This is a genomic window from Clostridium sp. OM05-5BH, assembly GCF_003481505.1.
In the GTDB taxonomy this organism is placed as follows: domain Bacteria; phylum Bacillota; class Clostridia; order Lachnospirales; family Lachnospiraceae; genus Otoolea; species Otoolea fessa.
The window spans coordinates 208,021-232,176 of the sequence record NZ_QULJ01000002.1; the positions used below are offsets into that span (position 1 = coordinate 208,021).

21 protein-coding genes are annotated in these 24,156 nt (G+C 48.6%); 19 read left to right on the plus strand and 2 right to left on the minus strand.

Annotated elements, in window-relative coordinates; all coding sequences use genetic code 11:
* Positions 1 to 6: 6 nt before the first annotated feature.
* Both DXB70_RS03435 and DXB70_RS03440 read left to right on the plus strand, forming a co-directional pair.
* A complete protein-coding gene (locus tag DXB70_RS03435) occupies positions 7 to 1,194 on the plus strand; it encodes an electron transfer flavoprotein subunit alpha/FixB family protein (RefSeq protein WP_118672662.1) in 1,188 nt (395 codons plus the stop codon).
* 28 nt (positions 1,195 to 1,222) lie between these two features.
* A complete protein-coding gene (locus DXB70_RS03440) occupies positions 1,223 to 2,629 on the plus strand; it encodes an FAD-linked oxidase C-terminal domain-containing protein (protein ID WP_118672663.1) in 1,407 nt (468 codons plus the stop codon).
* A 189-nt stretch (positions 2,630 to 2,818) separates the two neighbouring features.
* Here DXB70_RS03440 and DXB70_RS03445 read toward each other — a convergent pair whose 3' ends face one another.
* Positions 2,819 to 3,421 carry a YcxB family protein gene (locus tag DXB70_RS03445; protein WP_182427276.1) on the minus strand — a complete coding sequence of 201 codons (603 nt, stop codon included), beginning with the start codon at positions 3,419 to 3,421 and terminating at the stop codon, positions 2,819 to 2,821.
* Positions 3,422 to 3,876: 455 nt separating this feature from the next.
* Here DXB70_RS03445 and dctP point away from each other — a divergent pair, with 455 nt between their 5' ends.
* From dctP to nadA, 14 genes are all read left to right on the plus strand, one after another.
* Entirely contained in the window at positions 3,877 to 4,953 is a 1,077-nt protein-coding gene (dctP, locus tag DXB70_RS03450; protein WP_107000141.1) for a TRAP transporter substrate-binding protein DctP, read from the plus strand.
* 397 nt (positions 4,954 to 5,350) lie between these two features.
* Positions 5,351 to 5,851: a TRAP transporter small permease gene (locus DXB70_RS03455; RefSeq protein ID WP_107000140.1), complete on the plus strand. Its 501-nt coding sequence runs from the start codon at positions 5,351 to 5,353 to the stop codon at positions 5,849 to 5,851.
* Positions 5,851 to 7,161 carry a TRAP transporter large permease gene (locus DXB70_RS03460; protein ID WP_181357154.1) on the plus strand — a complete coding sequence of 437 codons (1,311 nt, stop codon included), beginning with the start codon at positions 5,851 to 5,853 and terminating at the stop codon, positions 7,159 to 7,161. The genes DXB70_RS03455 and DXB70_RS03460 overlap by 1 nt, the downstream gene beginning before the upstream one ends.
* A 198-nt stretch (positions 7,162 to 7,359) precedes the next feature.
* On the plus strand, positions 7,360 to 8,061 hold the full coding sequence (locus tag DXB70_RS03465) for an MgtC/SapB family protein (RefSeq protein WP_118672664.1): 702 nt from the start codon (positions 7,360 to 7,362) through the stop codon (positions 8,059 to 8,061).
* Positions 8,062 to 8,186: 125 nt separating this feature from the next.
* On the plus strand, positions 8,187 to 9,626 hold the full coding sequence (locus tag DXB70_RS03470) for an NAD(P)/FAD-dependent oxidoreductase (protein ID WP_118672665.1): 1,440 nt from the start codon (positions 8,187 to 8,189) through the stop codon (positions 9,624 to 9,626).
* A 2-nt stretch (positions 9,627 to 9,628) separates the two neighbouring features.
* Positions 9,629 to 10,894 (plus strand): FAD-dependent oxidoreductase, encoded by a 1,266-nt coding sequence (locus DXB70_RS03475; RefSeq protein WP_022359839.1) that lies wholly within the window; start codon positions 9,629 to 9,631, stop codon positions 10,892 to 10,894.
* On the plus strand, positions 10,894 to 11,256 hold the full coding sequence (locus tag DXB70_RS03480) for a DUF1667 domain-containing protein (RefSeq protein WP_022359840.1): 363 nt from the start codon (positions 10,894 to 10,896) through the stop codon (positions 11,254 to 11,256). Before DXB70_RS03475 ends, DXB70_RS03480 begins: the two co-directional genes overlap by 1 nt.
* 220 nt (positions 11,257 to 11,476) lie before the next feature.
* Complete coding sequence (locus tag DXB70_RS03485; protein WP_117796436.1) at positions 11,477 to 12,289, plus strand: HAD-IIA family hydrolase; 813 nt, start codon at positions 11,477 to 11,479, stop codon at positions 12,287 to 12,289.
* Between the two features lies 1 nt (position 12,290).
* Positions 12,291 to 12,851, plus strand: coding sequence for a glycerol-3-phosphate responsive antiterminator (locus DXB70_RS03490; protein WP_107000135.1), 561 nt, complete (start codon positions 12,291 to 12,293; stop codon positions 12,849 to 12,851).
* Positions 12,852 to 13,239: 388 nt separating this feature from the next.
* Positions 13,240 to 14,844, plus strand: a complete 1,605-nt coding sequence (gene pckA, locus DXB70_RS03495; protein WP_107000134.1) for a phosphoenolpyruvate carboxykinase (ATP) — start codon at positions 13,240 to 13,242, stop codon at positions 14,842 to 14,844.
* 430 nt (positions 14,845 to 15,274) lie between these two features.
* Positions 15,275 to 16,819 carry a DNA methylase gene (locus tag DXB70_RS03500; RefSeq protein WP_117796437.1) on the plus strand — a complete coding sequence of 515 codons (1,545 nt, stop codon included), beginning with the start codon at positions 15,275 to 15,277 and terminating at the stop codon, positions 16,817 to 16,819.
* Entirely contained in the window at positions 16,820 to 17,368 is a 549-nt protein-coding gene (locus DXB70_RS03505; RefSeq protein WP_117796438.1) for a hypothetical protein, read from the plus strand.
* A 426-nt stretch (positions 17,369 to 17,794) separates the two neighbouring features.
* Positions 17,795 to 18,526 (plus strand): hypothetical protein, encoded by a 732-nt coding sequence (locus tag DXB70_RS03515; RefSeq protein WP_117796440.1) that lies wholly within the window; start codon positions 17,795 to 17,797, stop codon positions 18,524 to 18,526.
* Between the two features lie 467 nt (positions 18,527 to 18,993).
* A complete protein-coding gene (gene nadA / locus DXB70_RS03520; RefSeq protein WP_117796479.1) occupies positions 18,994 to 19,905 on the plus strand; it encodes a quinolinate synthase NadA in 912 nt (303 codons plus the stop codon).
* A gap of 123 nt (positions 19,906 to 20,028) precedes the next feature.
* On the opposite strand, the gene DXB70_RS03525 is transcribed toward nadA, so the two are convergent.
* Positions 20,029 to 20,535, minus strand: a complete 507-nt coding sequence (locus DXB70_RS03525) for a flavin reductase (protein ID WP_107000129.1) — start codon at positions 20,533 to 20,535, stop codon at positions 20,029 to 20,031.
* Positions 20,536 to 20,966: 431 nt separating this feature from the next.
* Between DXB70_RS03525 and DXB70_RS03530 the strand changes: the two genes are divergently transcribed.
* From DXB70_RS03530 to DXB70_RS03540, 3 genes are all read left to right on the plus strand, one after another.
* Positions 20,967 to 21,242 (plus strand): transcriptional repressor, encoded by a 276-nt coding sequence (locus tag DXB70_RS03530; RefSeq protein ID WP_107000128.1) that lies wholly within the window; start codon positions 20,967 to 20,969, stop codon positions 21,240 to 21,242.
* A 177-nt stretch (positions 21,243 to 21,419) separates the two neighbouring features.
* Complete coding sequence (locus tag DXB70_RS03535) at positions 21,420 to 21,734, plus strand: DUF6110 family protein (RefSeq protein ID WP_022359851.1); 315 nt, start codon at positions 21,420 to 21,422, stop codon at positions 21,732 to 21,734.
* A gap of 105 nt (positions 21,735 to 21,839) precedes the next feature.
* Complete coding sequence (locus DXB70_RS03540; protein ID WP_118468044.1) at positions 21,840 to 23,939, plus strand: heavy metal translocating P-type ATPase; 2,100 nt, start codon at positions 21,840 to 21,842, stop codon at positions 23,937 to 23,939.
* The last annotated feature ends 217 nt before the right edge of the window (positions 23,940 to 24,156 follow it).

Genomic DNA, 24,156 nt, shown 5'->3' on the forward strand with positions numbered 1-24,156 from the left:
GGAATCATGGCTGAGTTAATCATACATCAGGACAAAATCCCGGATAATCAGGAACTTATCAAGCTCTGTCCGTTCGGGGCGATGGAAGAAAAAGACGGAAAGGTGACGATCAGCGCCGCCTGTAAAATGTGCCGTCTCTGCGTGAGAAAAGGTCCGAAGGGCGCGGTTGAATATGTAGAAGACGCGGTAAAACCGAGCGTCGATAAGAGTGCATGGAAGGGCATTGCCGTTTACGTAGATCACGTGGATGGAAAGGTGCATCCGGTTACATTGGAGCTTCTTGGAAAAGCGAGAGAACTTTCCAAGGTAACGGGACATCCGGTTTACGCCCTGTTTATGGGAAATGGAATCGATGCGGCTGCACACGAACTGCTTCATTATAATGTAGATAAAGTATTCGTCTATGATGCACCGGAACTGGCACGTTTCCAGATCGAGCCGTACACGGCTGTTTTTGAAAACTTCATCCAGACAGTAAAACCATCGTCTATTCTCGTCGGTGCGACCACGGTCGGCAGACAGCTGGCGCCGCGTGTGGCTGCCCGTATGAAGACAGGTCTGACCGCGGATTGTACGATCCTGGAAATGGATGAAAATACTGATTTATCCCAGATCCGACCGGCTTTTGGCGGCAATATCATGGCGCACATCAAGACCCCGAACCACCGCCCGCAGATGGCGACCGTGCGCTATAAGATCATGAACGCACCGGAGCGTGCCGAGAAAGAGAGCGGTGAGATTGTGGTCTGTACAATTGAGAAGGAAAAACTGCTTTCCCACGTGAGGGTTCTGGATATCGTAGAAAAGCCGAAGGAAACCTTTATCGAAAATGCTGACGTCCTGGTGGTAGCCGGACGAGGCGTGAAGAAGCCGGAAGATTTGAAAATGCTGGAAAAACTGGCAGATCTGCTGGGAGGTCAGCTTGCCTGCACCCGTCCAATGGTGGAAGCCGGATGGCTGGATGCCAAGTGCCAGATCGGTCTGAGTGGCCGTACGGTCCGCCCAAAACTCATCATCACCTGCGGCGTGTCCGGTGCGGTCCAGTTTACTGCCGGCATGAATCACGCGGAGACGATCGTCGCGATCAATAAAGATCCGAAAGCGCCGATTTTCAAGACGGCACATTACTGCCTGACTGGTGATCTCTATGAGATTCTCCCGAGACTGATTGAGAAGATTGAGATGGGAAGATAAAGATTCACAGGAAGGAGAGCAGGATATCATGGGAAATTACAAGAAAATAGATAAAGATGATATTTTATATATAAAAAACACAATTCAGGATGACGAGCGTGTCCTCGTAGGTGAAAATATCAACGAAGAGTACAGCCACGATGAGCTGAGCGGCACCAGCAGTTATCCGGATGTGGTGGTAAAGGCAAAATCAGCCGAAGAGATCGCGGCGATCATGAAATATGCATACGAAAATACGATTCCGGTGACACCGAGGGGCGCCGGAACGGGTCTGGTTGGTTCTTCGGTTCCGATGGAACATGGCATCATGATCGATACCACCCTGATGAACCAGATTCTCGAATTGGATGAGGAAAACCTGACGGTCACGGTGGAACCGGGCGTCCTTTTGATGGAATTGTCCGCCTATGTAGAAGATCACGATTTCTTCTACCCGCCGGATCCGGGTGAGAAATCAGCGACCATCGGCGGCAACATCAGCACGAATGCGGGCGGTATGCGTGCGGTCAAATACGGTGTGACGAGAGACTATGTCATGGGGCTGGAAGTGGTTCTGCCGGATGGCACGATCACTCAGTTTGGAGGCAAAGTCGTAAAGAATAGTTCAGGCTATGACTTGAAAGATCTGATTATTGGTTCCGAGGGAACGCTTGGCTTTATTACCAAGGCTATCTTAAAGCTTCTGCCGCTTCCGAAGCGTGTCATCAGCCTTCTGATCCCGTTCCCGACCCTGAAACAGGCGATCGACACCGTCCCGGTTATCATCAAATCTAAGACGATCCCGACCGCGATCGAGTTCATGCAGCGGGAAGTTATTGAAGACGCCGAGGAGTATTTAGGAAAAGCGTTCCCGGATAAACAGTCGGATGCGTATCTGCTTTTGAAATTTGATGGTAATTCTATCCAGGAGATCGAAGAAGCGTATGACAAGGTGGCCAAACTCTGCCTGGAACAGGGCGCACTGGACGTGCTGATTTCCGATACCCAGGAGCGTGAGGAATCCATCTGGAAAGCCAGAGGTGCTTTCCTGGAGGCAATCAAGGGATCCACGACTTACATGGATGAGGTCGATATGGTTGTTCCGAGAAGCCGCGTCAATGAGATGGTGACGTATCTGCACGATCTCCACAATGAGATTGATATCCGTATCAAGAGCTTCGGTCATGCGGGCGACGGAAATCTGCACGCGTACATCCTGAAAGACGATTTGAGTGATGAAGAGTGGGAAAAACGGATGTCTGCTGCAATGGAGAAGATCTATCAGAAAGCCCATGAACTCGAAGGTCAGGTGTCCGGCGAGCACGGCATCGGATATGCGAAAAAGCCGTATTTAAGAGAATCCCTGCCGGAGAAGAACCTGGATCTGATGAACGGAATCAAGAAAGTGTTTGATCCGAAGAATATTCTGAATCCGCATAAGGTGGCGCAGAGATAGAAGAAAATAACTGCATTGATATTTTTTTGAGCACCACGCGGTAAGTCTGATTCTAGGAACTGCAGAAGATTTTTGGCAGAAAAACAGAATAGAACAGCAGGTTTTTGAGAAAGCCACGATCTGAATCAAAGAGTTCAAATCGTGGCTTTTTATAGTTGTTGAACTATTTTATAGTTTATATCTATCGACCTATCTTTTCTTCTTCAACGCCTGCATCACCCGAACCAGCGGAATCGTCTTCCTGTAAATCCGTTTCCCACTCTTATTTTCCAAAAATTCCCGAAACGCGCCAATTGCTTTCAAATTCTGGCTCTCATCCGAATTTGAACGGGACCCCGCGCTTGCGTCAATCCCCTTTTTCGGCACCATATACCCGCCGTAGGAATCGCGGAACAGATAGAAATAATCGCGGTCCTCACCCAGCTTTTCAAATTCATTGTAAGCCAGTGTGCTTTCGCGGGTGTTTTTCGGAAGAGAATAGACTTCCAGATGATTTTCACGGAATTCATAGCGGGACGCCGGGAACGGCATGCCGCTTTTTTTGATCTGTTCGGCGAGCTTGTGGGCGGTGTGGTTGGCGGAGCTGTAGGTGCTGGTCGTCAGATAGCAGCCGTAGGCGGCTAAGAGGATGCCCCACCACTCGCTTAGATTGATGATACCTCCGGCGATGAACAGGATACTTAAGATCGTCCGCGTGATCCGGTTGGAAGCGCAGAAGAGATCGTACTGCATCCGGGACAGGGATTCGAAGGTTTTTTCGTTGTGGTGCATTTCTATTTTATAGTAAATCATGGTAAGCCCTTTCATATAAAAAATCAATCATCACCTATATAAAAACAGTATATAGAAGCATAGAAAATATCTTAAGAAGTAGTATACTGTTTCTTCCCTGTTTCCGCAACTGGATCTGTTAAAGCTGTAATGTTGATAAAAAATAAACAAGATTGTTACAAAAATATCACACAAAAATCGACTAAAATCGAGAAAAAATTATATAATTTCGACAAAATAGCTTGCCTAATCGTAAAATAAGTGTTAAAATTAGGTAAAAGATGAATAAAGGACCAAAAGCAGAGACGAAGAGATGCGCCATGGTTAGAAACAGCTGGAAAAGACTGTTTTTTAAAAATGGTGCTATTTTTTTGCCTAAATGCTGAAATGGTAATTTATTTAGAAAGTAGTAGAAACTGTTGATGAACCGGTCAGAAAGATGACTGGGGGAGGTTAAGAAAAAGGAGAGAAAACGTATGAGAAAAGTATTATCAGTAGTACTGGCAGCAACGATGGCGATGAGCCTGGCGGCCTGCGGCGGCAGCGGCGCAAAGACTGACACAAAGGCAGCAGACGCAGGAACGGCAGCAGGTGACGAGGCATCTGCAGATGATTACTACATCACCATCAAGTTTTCCAACGTATTTCAGCCGGCAGAGTGGAACTACAAAGCCAGCGAATATCTGGCAGACCTGGTAAAAGAGAAGACCGATGGTCATATCACTCTGGAGTATTACGGACAGAACCAGCTTGACTGCTACGCGGAGTCTGTAGCACAGGCACACAACGGCGCTGTCTGGATGGGTCTGGAGGAGCCGTCCTACTTTGCTGATTACATCGGCGATTATAACGTATTAGTTGGACCGATGCTTTACAAGAACAATGCAGAGTATAATGCAGTGATGGATTCTGATATTGTAAAAGATCTGAATGCAAAACTGGCAAGCGAGCACAACATCCACGTTCTGGATACACATTATTCGTTCGGATTCAGAAGCGTATGTACGAACAAGGTAGTTGAGAAACCGGCTGACTTAAATGGTCTGATCATGCGTTCGACCGAGTCTCCGCTGTTTGTTAAGACGATTACCTGTCTGGGTGCTACCCCGTCTGCAATGAGCTTTACGGAGTGCTTATCTGCTATGTCCAGTGGTGTTGTTGATGGTTTCGAAGGTTCCATCTCCACCCTGAAGGATACAGGTGCTTATGAGTACACCAAGAAAGTTGCAAACACGAACCACTTCATCGCAACCCGTTGGTTATTCATGGCTGAGGATGTATATCAGTCCATCCCGGAAAAATGGAGAAACATCCTGGATGAGTGCTGTGTAGAAGCTGGTAAGTGGGAGCAGGAAAATGCTGAGAACGACGAAGCTTCCATGATCGAGTTCCTGAAAGACAAAGGCGTTGAGTGGAACGATGTAGATATTGATGCATTCACAGAGGCTTGTGCTCCGGTTTATGACTGGATCGTAGACGAGTACGGCGCAGATCCGGAACTTCATCAGAAACTGGTTGATTTCCTGAATGACTACCGTGCAAAGAACGAATAATGTAGATTATTCCGAACAAATACAGTATTTTAAAGCAATTATGAAATGGTAAAACGTAACGGTTATCAGAACCGCTGCGGAGAAGAAAGTATATCTGCCCGGGCTGTCAGAACAAAGAAGATTGTCTGAGGTCCGGGCAGACTTCCGACAAACGTATAGTGCCGGAAATATGAAACTGCTGGTAACTGTTCAGTAGGTCTGCGCATTTACTGCGCTGACCGTACGAAAACATGGGCCAGCAGGCAAAAATCCCATTGCCGTAGGCAATTTTTAATGGATTTTTGCGCGTGACTGTGAAGGTACTGAACAGTTACAACTGCTGGGAAGATGGCTGTATGACAGAACAGTCGTCGGTTATGCAAAACTGACTGCCATTATGAATGCATGAGGATAGACTATGGAAAAGAAAAAAATCACACTGGGGTCGGTGCTGGTAAACCTGGATGCAATTATTACCTGCGTGACACTGACACTCTGTACAATCGTTGTAAACGCAAACGTCCTTATGCGCTATTTCCTGAAAAGACCGTTGTATTGGTCGGAAGAGGTCGCTACGGGGCTCTTCGTCTGGACCGTCTTTATTGGAAGCGCATATGCGTACCGTAAGCACGCACATCTGGGCGTAGACATCCTGATCAACATTCTTCCGGAGAAGATAAGAAAAGTTGTTAAGGTTATTATGGATCTTCTGGAGCTTGTTACTCTGATTATGCTGACCAGAACAAGCGTCCAGTATGTGATGAACACGATGGATAAGCTGACGAATACGCTGCGTGTTCCGAGCTGGTATATTTCCGGCGCGGTTCCGATCGGATTTGGGCTTTCACTGATTTTCTGTATTTACTTTTTGGTTAAGGATATTATCAAGGTATTTAAAGGGAAAGGGGGAAATAACTGATGGGACTCGAATTAATTGAACTCGTTCCGATTTTTATGGTATTTATTCTCTATTTCCTGGGAATGCCGATTGTATATGCACTGTTTGGTTCAACCTTCTTTTATTTTACATTTATTGATACAACCAGTAAAAACTGGCTGATCTTACAGAAGGTTATGACCTCTACACAGTCGTTCTCGATGTTAGCGATTCCATTTTTCGTTATGGCTGGTTCCGTCATGAACTACGGCGGCATCAGTGACAAGATGATGGATTTCGCGGAAGTGCTGACCGGTCATATGAAAGGCGGTCTGGCACAGGTAAACGTAGTACTTAGTATGCTGATGGGCGGATGCTCCGGTTCGGCCAACGCAGATTGTGCGATGCAGTCCAAGATGCTGGTTCCGGAGATGGAGAAGAGAGGTTACTCCAAGGCGTTCTCCGCAGCGATCACAGCGGCTTCCTCGGCTGCTACACCGGTTATTCCGCCGGGAGTAAACCTGATCGTTTTTACACTGATTGCACAGATTTCCCTGGGTCGTACGTTTGCGGCTGGTTATATTCCGGGTATTCTGATGGCAATCTCGATGATGATCGTTGTTTCGATTATTGCACATAAGAGAAACTACCCGACCACCCGTGAAAAATTCCCGTCTCTGAAAGAGATCGTGAAACAGGGTATTACCTCTTTCTGGGGTCTGTTCTTCCCATTTGGTATCATCCTGGGAATGCGTTTTGGCATGTTTACCCCGTCTGAGGGCGGTGCGGTAGCCGTTCTTTACTGTATTATTATCGGACGTTTCGTTTACAAGAAACTATCCCTGAAAGAGCATCTGGTTCCGATCCTGCTTGACAGTATCGCCGGTACTTCCAGCGTTGTCCTGATCATGGTTGCAGCGAATGTATTCGGTTACTACATGACCTGGATTAACCTGCCGAGAGTCGTGGCAACTGGTATGTTAAGCCTGACAACCAACAAGTGGCTGTTCCTTATGGCATGCAACGTAATTCTTCTGATTATGGGTATGTTCCTGGAAGGCGGCGCGGCGCTGATGATTATTACACCTCTGCTGCTTCCGGTTGCAAGACAGCTTGGAATCAATGATTACCACTTTGGACTGGTAGCGATCGTTAACATCATGATCGGTGGTATTACACCTCCGTTCGGTTCGATGATGTTCACGACCTGTGGTATCACGGGATGTCCGATCAGTGAGTTCCTGAAGGAAGTATGGCCATTTATCGTGTCCCTTCTGGTTGTTCTTCTGCTTCTGACTTTCTGCCCGTTCTTAATTACATGTGTACCAGATCTTCTGTACGGCGCAGCATAGAAACAGATTGACAAAACGTTAATAAATTGGATATAATAAAGCCTGTGAGATTAAGAGCAGAAAGGCAAACGTAGAAATACGGATGCTTTCTGCTCTTTTTTGTTCCATAAAAGATACCGGTATCGGTCATGGAAGAGTCTTGTGGAGCGAAAAAGAGCTGTGTTCTAGAAGCTTTACGGGCTTGCAGAGGGAGAAAAAATGGCAGTTTGGAAATGGATTGTGGAGACAGCGGCGACCTGGACAGCGGTCGGCATCTGGATTCGTCTGCTGTTTTCGCTGGCAGTGGGAATGTTCATTGGAATTGACCGTGGTTTGAAACGGCGCGGTGCGGGCATCAAGACGCATGTGCTGGTCTGCCTGGGTTCAGCGCTTGTCATGCTGACGAGTGAATATATGTTCCGGACATTTCCGTCCGCGAAAGCGGACATGGCGCGGATGGGCGCACAGGTTATCAGCGGCATCGGATTTTTAGGAGTCGGCACGATCATGGTAACCGGGCGCAATCAGGTGCGTGGATTGACTACAGCGGCGTGTCTCTGGGTCTGCGCCTGTGAAGGACTGGCAGCCGGTATCGGATTTGTGGACGGTGCGGTTTACGGTCTGATTCTGATTGCGGTTACCTTGAAGCTCCTGACACGTGTGGATACAATGATTCATGAGCATGCAAAGGTGTTCGATTTCTATCTGGAATTTACCAGCAGCCGGTGTGTTGGGGCGTTCATGGATACCATGCGTTCTAAGAATGTGAAAATCGTGTCTTTTGATATTGCCAAGAATAAGTTAAAGGGCGAGGGTCCCTCCGCGACGATGTCGGTGGAAGTGCAGGACAAGTCGCTTCGAAAAACACTTCTGAGCGATATTCAGGCGATGGAGGAGATCCGGTTTGCAGAGGAGCTGTAGCAGCTAAAGGGTTCAGATGGGCTTACGCACGAAATGCAGCAGAAATAGGATGAATTGTCTAAACAAACAGGATAGTTGAAACGAGAACAAGAAAACATTTAGTATAAATAATGGAGGATCACAGTATGAACGGAAATACATACGACGTAGTGATTATCGGAGGTGGCGTCATCGGCAGCAGCATCGCCAGAGCGCTTTCGAAATATGAGTGCCGCACCGTGCTTCTGGAAAAAGAAGAGGATGTCTGCTCCGGCACATCGAAGGCAAACAGTGCTATCGTCCATGCGGGCTATGACGCAAAGACAGGTTCTTTAAAAGCAAAGCTCAATGTAAAAGGCAACGCCATGATGGGAGATTTATCCAAAGAACTCGATTTTGATTTCAAGCGGAATTCCTCCCTGGTACTCTGCTTCGCGCAGGAGGACCTCCCGGCGCTGCAGGCACTCTATGAGAGAGGCGTGGCAAACGGTGTGCCGGATATTTCCATTCTGACCGGCGATGAGGTCCGCAAGATGGAGCCGAACGTCAGCGGGGAGGTTGTGGCAGCGCTCTATGCACCGACTGGCGGCATCGTATGTCCATTTGGTCTGACGATCGCGCTGGCAGAGAATGCCTGTGATAACGGCGTTGAATTTGTATTCAACACAAAAGCAGAAAAAGTTGAAAAAACGACAGAAGGATACCGTGTGATAACCAACAACGGTGTCTTCGAGACAAAATATGTCGTGAACGCAGCCGGCGTGTATTCTGACGAGATCCACAACATGGTTTCGGAAAAGAAGCTTCACATTGTGCCGCGCCGCGGCGAGTACTGCCTGCTCGATAAAGAGGCAGGCAACCACGTATCAGCGACTGTCTTCCAGCTTCCGGGCAAGTATGGCAAGGGAATCCTCGTCAGCCCGACGATTCACGGAAATCTCTTAGTCGGACCGACCGCGGTGGATCAGGAAGATAAGGACGGAACCTACACGACCGCCGAGGGACTGGCAGAGGCATGTGAGAAGGCAGCCAAGAGTGTCAACAACATTCCGTTCCGTCAGGTCATCACTTCCTTCTCCGGCCTGCGTGCCCATGAGGACGGCGATGATTTCATCATCGGTGAGGCGGAGGACGCACCGGGCTTCTTTGATGCAGCCGGAATCGAGTCTCCGGGACTTTCCTGCGCACCGGCGATCGGTGAATATCTGGCTGGGATGATCGAGGAAAAAGCTGGATTTGGCAAGAATCCGAATTTCAATCCGATCCGCAAGGGCATCGTGAAAGCAGCACGTTTAAATACGGAAGAACGCGCAGAACTGATCCGCAAGAACCCGGCATACGGCGCAATCGTCTGCCGCTGCGAGACAATCAGCGAGGGGGAGATCGTGGATGCGATCACCCGTACACTCGGCGCACGCTCGATGGATGGCATCAAACGGCGCGTCCGTCAGGGTATGGGACGGTGTCAGGCAGGCTTCTGCACTCCGAGAGCGATGGAAATTCTCTTCCGTGAGACGGGAATCCCGATCACAGAGATCTGCAAAAACCGCAAAGGTTCCGAAATGATAAAAGGTGAGGAGGCATAACCATGATTCAGCATGACATTGTAATTATCGGCGGAGGTCCGGCTGGACTGGCAGCGGCAGCAGCGGCAAAGAAAAGCGGCGCAGAGGATATTCTGATTCTGGAGCGCGACAGCGTGCTGGGCGGTATCTTAAATCAGTGTATCCACAATGGTTTTGGTCTTCATACCTTTAAAGAAGAACTGACCGGACCGGAGTATGCGGCACGTTATGAGGAAGAAGTGAAAAAGCTGGAAATTCCGTACCGCTTAAACAGCATGGTACTGGATATCAATAAAGACAAAGAGATCACAGTCGTAAGCCGGAGCGAGGGACTGGAGCTCATCAAGGCAAAAGCGATTATCCTGGCGATGGGATGCCGCGAACGTCCGAGAGGCGCCCTGAACATTCCGGGGTATCGTCCGGCAGGTATCTACACTGCTGGTACGGCACAGCGTCTCATGAACATCGAGGGACATATGGTCGGTAAAGAGGTTGTCATCCTCGGTTCCGGCGATATCGGACTGATCATGGCGAGACGTATGACACTGGAGGGCGCAAAGGTTAAGGTTGTAGCGGAGCTGATGCCGTATTCAGGCGGTCTGAAGAGAAATATCGTACAGTGCTTAAATGACTTTGATATTCCGTTGAAGTTAAGCCATACGGTTGTGAATATCGAGGGAAAAGAGCGCGTGAAAGGCATTACGCTGGCACAGGTCGGACCGGACCGCAAACCGATTCCGGGTACCGAAGAGCACTATGACTGTGATACGCTTCTGTTATCCTGTGGTCTGATTCCGGAGAATGAGCTGACGAGAAATATGGGCGTGGCGATGAACCCGGTTACCTCCGGCCCAATGGTCAATGACCGTCTGGAAACAGGCATCGAGGGTGTATTTGCCTGCGGCAACGTGCTTCATGTACATGATCTGGTTGACTATGTATCCGAGGAGGCAGCGCTGGCAGGACAGAACGCAGCGAAATATGTGAAATCCGGCGAGACGAAGAAAGGTCACAGCGTGACACTCAAGGCAGAAAATGGCGTCCGCTACACGGTACCGCAGTCGATCGATACCGAGGCGATGGCAGACAAGCTGACGGTTCGTTTCCGTGTGGCAGATGTTTATAAAAACCGCAGCATTTCCGTTTATTTTGACGGAGAGCGTGTGAGCAGCCGCAAAAAACGCGTGCTGGCACCGGGTGAGATGGAGCAGGTAATCCTGACGAAGGAAAGTCTGGAGAAATATCCGGATCTGAAAGAAATAACCATTTGCACGGAGGTGGATGAGTGATGGAAGTAAGAGAACTGACCTGTATCGGATGTCCGCTGGGCTGTCAGCTCACTGTGACGATGGGAAATGACGAGATCAAGGTAGAAGGAAATACATGCCCGCGCGGCGAGGCGTATGCAAAGAAAGAGGTAACCAATCCGACGAGAATCGTTACCTCAACGGTACGCGTCGAGGGCGGCACGATCGAGAGAGCAGCGGTCAAGACGGCTTCGGATATCCCGAAAGGCAAAATCTTTGATTGCATGAAGGAGATCCGCGCCGTGAAGGTGGCAGCTCCGGTGCATATCGGGGATGTGATTATCGCAGACTGCGCTGGAACCGGGGTTGCGGTTGTGGCGAGCAAGAATGTAGGGCGGGCGTAAAAAAACGTAAAAGTGACGCCGCCAGCCTGTCGCAGAATATAAAGATGAGAGATGGGAGGTTGTACAGACTCATAGAAGAGATTTGTACGGCTTCCCATTTTTGAAATTGAAATATATGAAAAACCTGCTTGCATATTTGGGCAGGATTGGATAAAGTTGTTTTGAAGAAAATCTTTTTTACAGGTACATATTTACAGAGATAAATTACAAGGAGAGAGGCATGGAAAAACGTGAAATTTTAAAGGAGACAGAACTGTTTGTCCTCGATATGGACGGGACGTTTTATCTGGATACGGATGTGCTCGACGGGGCGTTGGATTTCCTGGAGGAAGTGAAGAAAGCAGGGAAGAGATATGTATTTTTTACGAATAATTCGTCGAAATCTCCGAAAACATATATTGACAAACTGGCAAAAATGGGGTGTTATATTAAAAGGAATCAGATCATTACATCCGGGGATGTGATGATTCAGTATCTGAAAGAGTATTATCCTGAAAAGAAAGTCTATCTGGTGGGAACGCCGGATCTGGAGGAGAATTTCCGTGAAAATGGCATTCTTCTGACAGGGGAGATGCCGGATGTGGTCGTGATTGGCTTTGATATGACATTGACCTATGAGAAGCTGGAGCGTGCCTGCACGTATATCCGCAACGGCGCTGTGTTTCTGGCAACGCATCTGGATATCAACTGCCCGACGAAGGATGGTTTTATCCCGGACTGCGGCGCAATGTGCGCGGCAATCTCCTTATCGACCGGAAAGGAGCCGAAGTATGTCGGAAAACCATTCAAGGAGACCGTGGATATGGTTCTGGAGATGACCGGGGCAAAGCGCGAGGCAATGTCGTTTGTCGGCGACCGGATCTACACGGATGTGAAAACCGGCGTGGTAAATGGGGCACACGGAATCCTGGTGCTGACCGGCGAGACGAAGCTGGAGGATGTACCGAAGGCGGATGTCGTGCCGGATGCGATTTTCACAGGGCTGAAAGAGATGGGAGAAATACTCAAGACTATGAGAGAAGAGGAAGCATAGAATGACAATGCTTGAATTACTGGAGGAATCTCCGATAATCGCAGCGATTAAGAGCTGGGAAGGGCTGGAAAAAAGTCTTAAATCTGAATGTAAGGTAGTATTTGTGCTGTTTGGCACGATCTGTGATATTGATCAGATTGTAGCGCGCATCAAGGACGCCGGGAAGGTGGCGATCGTCCACGTGGATATGATCCAGGGACTGAGCACCAAGAGGGTGGCGGTCGATTTTATCGCCCACAATACGCGGGCGGACGGTATTATCAGCACAAAAAATACACTGGTGGAGCGCGCGAAGGAGATGGGACTTTATGCGATCCAGAGAACCTTTGTTGTGGATTCGATCGCACTCGATACATTGAAAAAACAGATCGAAATGTTCCGACCGGATGCAGTCGAGATCATGCCGGGGGTGATGCCGAAGATTCTTAAGATCATGCGCGAGTACACCGATATTCCGCTGATCGCCGGGGGACTGCTGTCTGACAAAAAAGATGTGATGGCGGCCTTTGAGGCGGGTACGGATGCCATTTCAGCGACGAATGAAGCGGTGTGGTACGTGTGATTTTAAAACTTAAACGATTTAGACGCTGTGAGTGACAGATATATTTGAAATAATGAAATTGATAAAAAAATATCAATCATTTCGCGATTTCGCTTGATTTTTTACCATGAATGCATTAGAATGATGAAGTAATCTCTTTTGGTAAAAATAGATAAAGAGAAGAAAAGGCGAGTTTTCGCATTGTACAAAATATAAGAACCGTGAAAAGGTAAAGCGGTTGCAAACTATACACATGTACAGTGGGGGACACTGAAATCCCCGGTTCGGTGAGAAATGTCAGACAAAATTTAAGTCGAACGTCCGTGAGACTTGGCGCATGATTCTGGTCAGCGAAGCTGACAATTTCACACAGACGGGAGCCGCCGGATAACAGGAAAGGGGTATTAAGATGGCTAAGATCGATTTAAGCAAGTACGGAATCACAGGAACAACGGAGATTGTTTACAACCCTTCTTATGAGATGCTGTTTGAAGAAGAAACCAAACCGGAGCTGGAGGGCTATGAAAAAGGTCAGGTCAGCGAGCTTGGTGCAGTAAACGTTATGACAGGTATTTATACCGGACGTTCCCCGAAAGACAAATTCATCGTTATGGATGAGAACTCTAAGGACACAGTATGGTGGACTTCAGACGAGTATAAGAACGACAACCATGTAGCATCCAAAGAGACCTGGAGCGCAGTAAAGGATATCGCTTTAAAAGAGCTCTCCAACAAGAGACTGTTTGTAGTAGATGCTTTCTGCGGCGCAAATAAAGACACCCGTATGGCGATCCGTTTTATTGTGGAGGTTGCTTGGCAGGCTCATTTCGTAAAGAATATGTTCATCGTTCCGACCGACGAAGAACTGGCTGATTTCGAACCGGACTTCGTAGTATACAATGCTTCCAAGGCTAAAGTTGAGAACTACAAAGAGCTTGGATTAAACTCTGAGACAGCTGTTGTCTTCAATATCACAAGCCGCGAGCAGGTTATCATCAACACCTGGTACGGTGGAGAGATGAAGAAAGGTATGTTCTCCATGATGAACTACTACCTTCCGTTAAAGGGCATCGCTGCTATGCACTGCTCCGCTAACACCGACTTAAATGGCGAGAACACCGCTATCTTCTTCGGACTTTCCGGAACTGGCAAGACTACCCTTTCTACCGACCCGAAACGTCTTCTCATCGGTGATGACGAGCACGGCTGGGATGACAACGGTGTATTCAACTTCGAGGGCGGCTGCTATGCGAAGGTTATCAACCTGGATAAAGAGTCTGAGCCGGATATCTACAACGCTATCAGACGTGATGCGCTGCTTGAGAACGTTACCCTGGATGAGAACGGCAAGATCGATTTCGCTGATAAGAGCGTAACCGAGAACACCCGTGTATCCTACCCGATCGATCATATTCAGAATATTGTACGTCCGGTATCCTCTGCACCGGCAGCTAAGAACGTTATCTTCCTGTCTGCAGACGCATTCGGAGTACTTCCGCCGGTATCTATCCTGACACCGGAGCAGACACAGTACTACTTCTTATCCGGATTTACAGCAAAACTGGCTGGTACCGAGCGCGGCATCACCGAGCCGACCCCGACCTTCTCTGCTTGCTTCGGACAGGCTTTCCTGGAGCTGCATCCGACCAAATATGCAGAAGAACTGGTTAAGAGAATGGAGAAGAGCGGAGCAAAAGCTTACCTCGTAAATACAGGCTGGAACGGAACCGGCAAACGTATCTCCATCAAAGATACCCGTGGTATCATCGATGCTATCTTAAACGGAGATATCCAGAAGGCTCCGACCAAGAAGATCCCGTACTTCAACTTCGAAGTACCGACCGAGCTTCCGGGCGTAGATCCGGCTATCCTGGATACCCGTGATACCTATGCAAACGAGGCTGAGTGGGAAGAGAAAGCAAAAGACCTGGCAAGCCGCTTCATCAAGAACTTCGCTAAATACGAAGGCAACGAAGCTGGCAAGGCTCTGGTAAAGGCTGGTCCGCAGTTATAATGCCAGAAATAAATGGTAAATAAATCCAAGAGGTAAACTTGGTGAGATAGAAAACCTCCGGTTTGTTTGGATGAGAAATGTGATTCTCATTCGAATGAACCGGAGGTTTTTTTGTTTCATAGGAAATTACATCCTATGAAACAAAAACGCTCCGCGAGGATGCACACTCGCGCGAAGCAGAAACATGTCGCAAGCGACCGCGCGAGACGCCCGGATGTGCCAAGGCACATTTTTTATTGCTGCTGCAAAACACATGTTTGGATTTGAGTATTTCGTGAAGCTGATGGTTATGCTATAATAGAAGCACTTAGTGAGTTTTTAACTGGATTTTCATGTGTACGCTCGGAATCTTTCTGTGCTTGATTTTGTGAGATGATTTTTTACCAGTGGCGCTCAAATTTTAAATTCATAGAGAAGGGAGGATCCTGCCATGCAGAAAACAGTTTCCAGGCGCGCGTACATTGCCATTGATTTAAAATCGTTCTACGCATCGGTCGAGTGCGTCGAGCGAGGTCTGGATCCGTTGACGACGAATCTGGTCGTGGCGAATCCATCGCGGACGGAGAAAACGATCTGTCTGGCGGTATCGCCGCCGCTGAAATCCTATGGTGTGCCGGGGCGTCCCAGGTTATTTGAGGTGATTCAGCGGATTAGGGAAGTCAATGAGGAACGCCGCAGACGGGCGCCGGGACGCCAGTTCCGGGATAAATCGTGGAGAAATGATGAATTAAAGGCGGATCCGTCGCTGGCGGTCAGCTATCTGGTTGCGCCGCCGAGAATGGCGCACTATATGAAATGGAGCACGCAGATCTACCAGATTTATCTCCGGTATGTGGCACCGGAGGACATCCATGTGTATTCGATCGACGAGGTATTCATGGATGTTACGGAATATCTGGGAATTTACAAGGTTTCGCCGCGCGAGCTGGCAAAGCGCATCATCCGCACGGTGTTAAAGGAAACAGGCATCACGGCGACGGCGGGGATTGGGACGAACCTGTATCTGTGCAAGGTGGCGATGGATATTGTGGCGAAGCACGTGGAAGCGGACAAGGACGGCGTGCGGATTGCCGAGCTGGATGAGCAGAGTTATCGGGAGCTTTTGTGGACGCATGAGCCGCTGACTGATTTCTGGCGGGTTGGACCGGGCTATCAGAAGAAACTCTGGCAGGCGGGACTTCGGACAATGGGCGATATTGCGCGTTGTTCACTGGGAAAACCGGGCGAGTTTTACAGCGAGGAACTGCTGTACCAGATGTTCGGCATCAACGCCGAGCTTCTGATTGACCATGCGTGGGGCTATGAGTCGTGCACGATCGCACAGATACGGGCGTACAAGCCGCAGAGCAGCAGCCTGGGCTGCGGACAGGTGCTTCACTGTCCGTACACGGCGGACAAGGCGCGGATCGTGGTTCAGGAGATGATTGACGGGATCTCGCTGGAGCTGGTGGAAAAACGGCTAGTGACCGATCAGCTCGTTCTAACGGTCGGATATGACATCGAAAACCTGACCCGCCCGGAGATACGGAAAGTATACAAGGGACCGGTGACAACCGATCGCTACGGGCGGCGTGTGCCGAAGCATGCACATGGAACGTGGAATCTGCCGCGTGCGACTTCGTCCTCAAGCGAGCTTCTGGAGGCGATGGCGGCTCTGTATGATAAGATTGTCAACCCGGCACTTCTCATCCGCCGGATGTCGCTCTCGGCATGCCATGTGGTAAATGAGAAAATGGCGAAAGAGCGTGAACAGAAGGAAACATTTGAACAGCTTGATTTGTTTACCGATTACGCAAAGAAGGAAGCAAAAGAGAAGGAAGAACAGAAAAAACGCGAGCGGGAGCGCCGGATGCAGGAAGCGCTTCTGACGATCAAGAAAAAATATGGAAAAAATGCGGTGCTGCGCGGGATGAACTTTGAGGAAGGCGCGACCGCCAAGGAGCGGAACGGGCAGATCGGGGGGCATCAGGCGTAGATGGAAGATCAATATAGAGTGAATGAATTTGAAAACTTAAAAGGTGGACGAAGCCAAACCCAAAAAGGGCAGGAAAGTGACGCCCAGCGCCGCTACGGCGATATCCTCGGTCATTCTTACCCATTTCCCTTGCGCCATGCACGGATGCCGGTGGAGGACCGGGCGGCGCAGTTTGCCTCGTTTGCCGCACTGAATGGCTATGAGGAGGCGGTAGAGGAGGAGGCGCGTCTGACCGAGCGGGAGATCGATCTGGATGACAGCGTGCGTGAGATGATCAATCAGACGCTTGTGGAAGCGGAGGAGCAGCTGATGCGTGGCGAGACGGTTCGGCTTTCTGTGACCTGGTTCCAACCGGACGTGCACAAGGATGGCGGCGCTTACCGAACGGCAGCAGGACGATTGAAGAAAATCGACTATTACCGGCAAGTTTTGTGGTTGGCGGAAATAAGGAGTGGAAATCAGCCTGGACTTGAAAATATAGGCGGGGAGATCGCGGTAAATTTTCCACAGATCTGCCGTGTGGAGCTGATAGAAGAGGAAGTGGAGTGAAATGTTACATGGCAGCACAGTTGCTGAAGCTTTGTATGGACCTCCTGACCGGCAAAGGAAAATATCGTTACTGTTTACGGGTAGGCACTTTTGGAACCGAAAGTGCCGTAAGAAAACGTGGTGGCAGCAGGAATTGCCGTATTTAAATGCGAAGCCACGGCAAATTCCGTTACTGGGCACGTATGCGTGAACAGTAATAAAATATCAGAAATCCGTAAGAAAAAAGCACTTTTACTTTTGAATGAAATAGGGTAGACTGTTAGAACAGAGAAAACCAGATAGAAGAGCTGAATACAGAGTATAAAGAAAAATATTTCACTGGTTTTAGAAACTAAAAAGTGCCTGGGAAGTTTTGAAAAATTTCAGAGAAGTCCCTGGGAACAGATAGGGAGCAGGCATAAGAACAGTCGGAAGGAGATTCAAATTATGAAAAAAAAATCGTTATATATTGCGGGGATTTGTGCAGCACTGTCGGTAGGTGCGCTTGGGTGCGCTTCCAGTGCAAAAGCGGGCGATGAGGAGAATAAGACGGCTGTCGAAGATACGAAGGCAGCTGGGGAGACTACTGCAGCGGAAACCAGCGAGAGTAATACGGTTATCGAGAAAAACGCCCCGTCCGGTCCGGCATCCGGTACAGGAAAGAAGGTTTCATCCGAATTTATTTGTGTTTATGGTCCGGTTTCGGAGGTTACCAGTGATTCCGTCACGATTGACAATCAGTCGGGAATCAGCAGTGCCGGCGAGATGGTGATCACATTTTCACCGGAAACGCCGATTTTTGACGCAGAGACAGGCAATCCGGTCGATATGACCGAGGCGGAGACGGGAACCGTTGTATATGCCTACATCGGGGAGGCGATGACGATGAGCGAGCCGCCTATCACGAACGGACAGCTCTTCTTCGTCCATGTAACCGATGTGAGCGCCGTGCCGGTTTACACAGAGATCGAGTCGGTGAAAAAGAGTGCCGAGAATGATGATACCGTCTATGTGAAAGCAGAGGATGGCGTGACTTATACTATCAGCGCTGAGACACATATTCTGCCGTATTTAACCCGGAACATCGTGACCGCAGACGATCTGGAATCGGGAAAGAAATGCGCGATCTGGGCGGACGCGGAAGGAAAGGTATCGAGACTGGTGCTGTTTCAGCAATAAGGGCGGATGTGCATAAAGCGATAAAATTATAAATATGTCATGTAGATCGGACGGTTTGAACAGTGAAAAACACAGCGAAAAACCGTCCGATTTTTGGTTTGACTTTTTGTTGCACAGTAAAATACATTTGTGAAACAAAAAAATTGCATAAATGCATATTGGCTGCTCTGGTTGAAGCGCCGGAAAAGCAGACGTTCAGTCTGTATGTAGATGAATTGCTATATGACAAGACAGATGTAATAAAAAGTGTCAAAATTTCATTGACACAGCTTTTCTCTTAGAGGTATAATCACAGAAGTTTACCGTGTGGAAGCTATATGGACAGAGAAATATGGCGTGGCAAAGATGTCGGATACATAGTAAAGAAGAAAATGAACCGCAGCTGTCGGAAAAATGGTATGGTTTCTGTCAATCGATGGGGATTCGGAAGCGTGAACAGAGCGGTGAAAAAAGGAGAGGGAAAAGAGATGGATCAGGAGATAAAGCAGCGGATCGAGACATTAAAAAAAGAGAAGGATGCCGTGATTCTGGCACATTATTACGTAGATGGAGAAGTGCAGGAGATTGCCGATTATGTGGGCGATTCGTATTATCTGGCGGAGCTGGCGACGACGGTGCCGCAGAAGACGATCATTTTCTGTGGCGTGTCATTTATGGGCGAGAGTGCGAAGATTTTAAGCCCGGAGAAGACGGTTATCATGGCAGACCGGAGCGCGGACTGTCCGATGGCTCACATGGTTGAGGTGGAGAAGATCCGCGAAGTACGCAAAGAGTATCCGGATGTAGCCGTTGTCTGTTATGTGAACTCGATGGCGGAGATCAAGGCAGAATCGGATGTCTGTGTTACCTCATCGAATGCACTCAAAATCGTGAAAAAACTGCCGAACAAGGATATTTTCTTTATTCCGGATGAGAATCTGGGACGTTTTATCGCAAAAAAAGTGCCGGAGAAACATTTTATTTTCAATGACGGTTTCTGCCATGTACATAAGAGTATTCATGCGGAAGATGTAAAGAAAGCAAAAGAGCTGCATCCGGAGGCAGTTGTGCTGGCGCATCCGGAGTGTACCGGCGATGTGCTGGAGCTGGCAGATTTTGTCGGAAGTACCTCCCAGATTATTGATTATGCGACGAATTCGGATGAGAAAGTCTTCCTGATCTGCACCGAGATGGGCGTGTTCTATGAACTGCTGCAGAAGAACCCGGAGAAGAAGTTTTTCTCCGTAGGTCACCGTCAGTTTTGCCCGAATATGAAGAAGATTCATCTGGACAGCGTACTGCGGGCGCTGGAAAATCCGGAAGAGGAAGTGGAGATGGATGAGGCGATGCGGCAGAGGGCGGTTGGTCCGCTGGCGCGGATGCTGGAATTGGCAAAATAAAGGAATAAATAAAGACACAATATAAACAAATAGACCCAAAAGGATCATTCAAAGGATTCCCACAGAAAATGCTGCAAATCAGCGTTTCCTGTGGGATTTAAATTTTAAATGGAGCGGCTCTGCTTATTCAGCCACAACCGCTTTCACAATCTCCGCAATATACATATCATGATAGTCCTTCTCCGGATAGAACTTGCTGTCAGCGTCCTTATCGATAAAATCTGCCGGATTCATGGATGTGCGGTACATTTTGCGGCAGATGAGGATGGTGTCAGCTTCTTCAAATGCCGGTACGCCGTCGATGAAGACCGGGGTCAGGCCGGCTTCCTTGATTTTGTCGTGGTCACGGCCGGATACGGAGCCGCAGAGTTTGAGGGCATCGCGGTGTCCGTCTTTTAAAAAGCTGACGGAGAAGAGTTCTTCTTTGTCTATAAATTCTTTGGTGTAGCGCTGGGGACGGATATAGCAGGTAACAGCCGGTTTGCCCCAGAATACGCCTGCGCCGCCCCAGCTGGCAGTCATGGTGTTGAATTTATCCTCGGTGCCGGCGGTTAAAAGCATCCAGTCGGAACCGATGCGGGTAAACGGGTTAAAATTTAATTCTTCTGGCTTTATTTCTTTGAAGCTCATCGAAAAATCCTTCCTTTCCTGTCTGAATTGATTATTCTGTGAGTACCTTACCATTATCAGAGAAGAAAATCAAATATATTTTCGAAAATTCATTGACAGATGAGAAAAAAAGAGGTAGTCTTTAAATTAAGGTTAGAGACATCTAACTTGAGTTGCGGCATTCTAACCTGAGTTTGTTCATGCTAATTATGTTTTGTTTTTGATGAAACACAATATAATATGAGCACTTAGTGCGAGTCGTATCTAAGGACTTAATGAGGCTGAGCCAGAGGCAAAAGCGGAATTTAGTACTTGCAAAAAGAGTGGCAAGCAGAGTATGCTATATATTTTAAACGAACAGTTAGTCTGCGCTAATAAAAAGCCGGGTTGTGGACGGAAACGGCAGATGTGCGGAAAAATAATTTAGAAGATATGGAAAGAGAGATGATACGATGCAGCAGAGAGAGCAGATTATCAGCGAACTGAAGAGACGGGGGAAACGGATGACCGATCAAAGAAAGATCATGTTGGATGTGATCCTGGAGGGAAGATGGAGCAGTTGTAAGGAGATCTACTACGAGGCATCCAAGCGCGACCCGGGGATCGGCAAGGCAACGGTGTACCGGATGATTGCAGTGCTGGAAGAAATCGGCGTTTTAAACCGTTGCCGCCAGTATTCTCTGCGGAATGAGGATGAGCTGTCAAGTATAACTTCGGATGCCAGTTGATAAAAAATCTCAATAAGGAAAGTTAGGTTTGACTATCATGGGGGTAAGCTGTTACCATCTACTTGTACCTCAGAAATGAGTCATTAAACGCAGCTATATTCGCATTTGAAATGGAATAAATAGTTTTCAAAAATCATATGTGAATATAATTTAGATAATATCAGAGGAGGAGTAATCATGATGGACATTTTCAAATTAAAAAAATTAGGTTTATTTGCAGGCGGCGTTTTGTTCGGAACAGCAGGTGTTAAGATTCTTGGCAGCGAGGATGCAAAGAAATTTTACGTAAACTGCGTAGCAGCCGGACTTCGTGCACGTGATTGTGTGATGACCACCGCTACCAATATTCAGGAGAACGCTGAGGACATCCTGGCTGAGGCAAAGCAGATCAACGAGGCTCGCGGCTATGAGAGCTTTGGTGAGGATGAGGATTTCAACGAGACTGCTGAGGCAACCGAGGCCGCACCGGAGGCTGAGAAGGCAGAGCAGTAATAGCAACTCCAAGAATACATGAATCTAAATAACAGGGGGGCTGCCGCAAGATAGCATGGGATGCTGTCTCGCGGCAGCTCTTCTATAACCGGAGGAAGATGAATCATGAAATTCATTATAAAGCATGAAATCAAAGGAAGAATCCGTATCAGCCTTGCCCGGAAATTCCATACCGTGCGCGAAGCGGATGTTCTGGAACAGTATCTGCTTGGTCTGGACGGCGTGACGGCGGCTAAGGTGTATGAGCGGACAGCAGATGCGGTTATCTATTATAAGGAGGATCGGGAGGCGGTACTCGTACAGGTAGCGGCGTTTGATGGTCAGATTACCGAAAAACAGGAGATGGCAGTTAAAAGCAGCGGACGCGCCCTGAATCAGGAGTACAAAGAAAAGCTGATTCAGAAGGTACTGACCCGCTTTGCGACGAAGACATTTCTCCCGGCGCCGGTCCGTGCGGTATACACGTCCGTGCAGGCGATCCGTTATATCGTGAAAGGTATCCACTGCCTCGTATTTAAGCGCAAGCTGCATGTGGAGGTGCTGGATGCGACGGCGATCAGTGTTTCCCTTCTGCGCCGCGATTTCAATACGGCTGGCTCCGTTATGTTCCTGCTCGGCGTCGGTGAGCTTCTGGAGGAGTGGACACATAAGAAATCCGTTGGGGATCTGGCGCGGAGCATGTCCTTGAACGTGGAGAAGGTCTGGAAAAAAGTGGACGGGACCGAAGTCCTTGTACCGCTTTCGGATGTTACCGCGGGCGACGAGCTGACCGTCCATATGGGTACAGTGATTCCACTGGATGGTGTCGTAGTAAGCGGCGAGGCGATGGTAAACCAGGCTTCGATGACCGGCGAATCCCAGCCGGTCAGAAAAGAGCCGGGCAGCTATGTTTACGCAGGAACCGCGCTGGAAGAGGGAGAGATTACCTTCAAGGTAGAAAAATCCGCCGGTTCCACCCGTTATGAGCGTATCGTACAGATGATCGAGGATTCGGAGAAGCTCAAATCATCCGTTGAAGGCAAGGCGTCGAACCTGGCAGATGCACTCGTTCCGTGGAGTCTGGGCGGTACCGCGCTTACCTATCTGCTGACCCGCAATGCGACGAAAGCACTGTCGATCCTGATGGTTGATTTCTCCTGTGCACTGAAACTGGCAATGCCGCTTGCAGTCCTGTCTGCGATGCGTGAGGCAAGCCAGCATCACATTACGGTCAAGGGCGGCAAGTTTCTGGAGGCTGTTGCCGAGGCGGAGACGATCGTATTTGACAAAACCGGAACCCTGACCAAGGCAAAACCGGTTGTATCCGATGTAGTATCTTTCAACGGCATGGAGAAGGAAGAACTGCTTCGTATCGCAGCCTGCCTGGAAGAACATTTCCCGCATTCGATGGCAAACGCGGTCGTACAGGAAGCGAAAAAACGTCATCTGGTACATGAGGAGATGCACTCGAGAGTGGATTACATCGTAGCGCACGGTATCGCTACCTATGTGGGCGAAGAACGCGTCGTGATTGGAAGCCACCATTTCGTATTTGAGGATGAGAAGTGCACACTGCCGGAGGATGGAAAAGAGAAGTTTGAGAACCTTCCGGAAAATTGTTCCCATCTTTACATGGCAATCGGCGGACAGCTTGCAGCCGTTATCTGCATCGAGGATCCGCTGCGTGAGGAAGCACCGTCTGTCATCCGCCAGTTAAAAGAGGCTGGATTTAAGCGCATTGTCATGATGACCGGCGACAGCGAGCGGACCGCAGCGGCGATCGCGAAGAGGGTCGGCGTGGATGATTATTTCTCCGAGGTACTTCCGGAGGATAAGGCGCGCTTTGTTGAGGAGGAGAAGGCGAAAGGCCACAAAGTTATCATGATCGGTGACGGCATCAACGATTCACCGGCCCTGTCAGCGGCAGACGCGGGCATCGCAGTCAGCGAGGGCGCGGAGATTGCCAGAGAGATCGCGGATATCACGATCAAGAAAGATTCCCTGGATGAAGTCGTGCTTCTGCGTCATCTGAGCATGGATCTGATGAAACGTGTCCATGGAAACTACCGTTTCGTCATCAGCTTCAACCTAGGTCTGATTCTCTTGGGGGTGGCTGGTATCATCACACCGTCTATGTCGGCGCTGCTGCACAACAGCTCGACACTGGCGATCAGCTTAAAGAGCATGACGAACCTGCTGCCGGAGGAAGAGCGGGAAGAGGCATAAAAATGCGCCCTGCTTAGTTGGCTTTTAATAAAATATAATAAAAATAGACGGGCAGAAAGAATGGAGAGGAAATTTTATTCTTTCTGTCTGTTTTTTTGCGTTGAATTGCGAAAAAGTAAAACTAAATGCTAGACTATATTCTGTAAAAATCCAACAATGAATCAAATAACATTAGACACATAAATATGTGTTTATAACAGTTATAAATTTTAATATT

Coding starts and splice junctions, on each gene's coding strand:
- DXB70_RS03435 (WP_118672662.1), top strand. CDS start 7: ATGGCTGAGTTAATCATACATCAGGACAAAATCCCGGATAATCAGGAA.
- DXB70_RS03440 (WP_118672663.1), top strand. CDS start 1,223: ATGGGAAATTACAAGAAAATAGATAAAGATGATATTTTATATATAAAA.
- DXB70_RS03445 (WP_182427276.1), bottom strand. CDS start 3,421: ATGATTTACTATAAAATAGAAATGCACCACAACGAAAAAACCTTCGAA.
- dctP (WP_107000141.1), top strand. CDS start 3,877: ATGAGAAAAGTATTATCAGTAGTACTGGCAGCAACGATGGCGATGAGC.
- DXB70_RS03455 (WP_107000140.1), top strand. CDS start 5,351: ATGGAAAAGAAAAAAATCACACTGGGGTCGGTGCTGGTAAACCTGGAT.
- DXB70_RS03460 (WP_181357154.1), top strand. CDS start 5,851: ATGGGACTCGAATTAATTGAACTCGTTCCGATTTTTATGGTATTTATT.
- DXB70_RS03465 (WP_118672664.1), top strand. CDS start 7,360: ATGGCAGTTTGGAAATGGATTGTGGAGACAGCGGCGACCTGGACAGCG.
- DXB70_RS03470 (WP_118672665.1), top strand. CDS start 8,187: ATGAACGGAAATACATACGACGTAGTGATTATCGGAGGTGGCGTCATC.
- DXB70_RS03475 (WP_022359839.1), top strand. CDS start 9,629: ATGATTCAGCATGACATTGTAATTATCGGCGGAGGTCCGGCTGGACTG.
- DXB70_RS03480 (WP_022359840.1), top strand. CDS start 10,894: ATGGAAGTAAGAGAACTGACCTGTATCGGATGTCCGCTGGGCTGTCAG.
- DXB70_RS03485 (WP_117796436.1), top strand. CDS start 11,477: ATGGAAAAACGTGAAATTTTAAAGGAGACAGAACTGTTTGTCCTCGAT.
- DXB70_RS03490 (WP_107000135.1), top strand. CDS start 12,291: ATGACAATGCTTGAATTACTGGAGGAATCTCCGATAATCGCAGCGATT.
- pckA (WP_107000134.1), top strand. CDS start 13,240: ATGGCTAAGATCGATTTAAGCAAGTACGGAATCACAGGAACAACGGAG.
- DXB70_RS03500 (WP_117796437.1), top strand. CDS start 15,275: ATGCAGAAAACAGTTTCCAGGCGCGCGTACATTGCCATTGATTTAAAA.
- DXB70_RS03505 (WP_117796438.1), top strand. CDS start 16,820: ATGGAAGATCAATATAGAGTGAATGAATTTGAAAACTTAAAAGGTGGA.
- DXB70_RS03515 (WP_117796440.1), top strand. CDS start 17,795: ATGAAAAAAAAATCGTTATATATTGCGGGGATTTGTGCAGCACTGTCG.
- nadA (WP_117796479.1), top strand. CDS start 18,994: ATGGATCAGGAGATAAAGCAGCGGATCGAGACATTAAAAAAAGAGAAG.
- DXB70_RS03525 (WP_107000129.1), bottom strand. CDS start 20,535: ATGAGCTTCAAAGAAATAAAGCCAGAAGAATTAAATTTTAACCCGTTT.
- DXB70_RS03530 (WP_107000128.1), top strand. CDS start 20,967: ATGCAGCAGAGAGAGCAGATTATCAGCGAACTGAAGAGACGGGGGAAA.
- DXB70_RS03535 (WP_022359851.1), top strand. CDS start 21,420: ATGATGGACATTTTCAAATTAAAAAAATTAGGTTTATTTGCAGGCGGC.
- DXB70_RS03540 (WP_118468044.1), top strand. CDS start 21,840: ATGAAATTCATTATAAAGCATGAAATCAAAGGAAGAATCCGTATCAGC.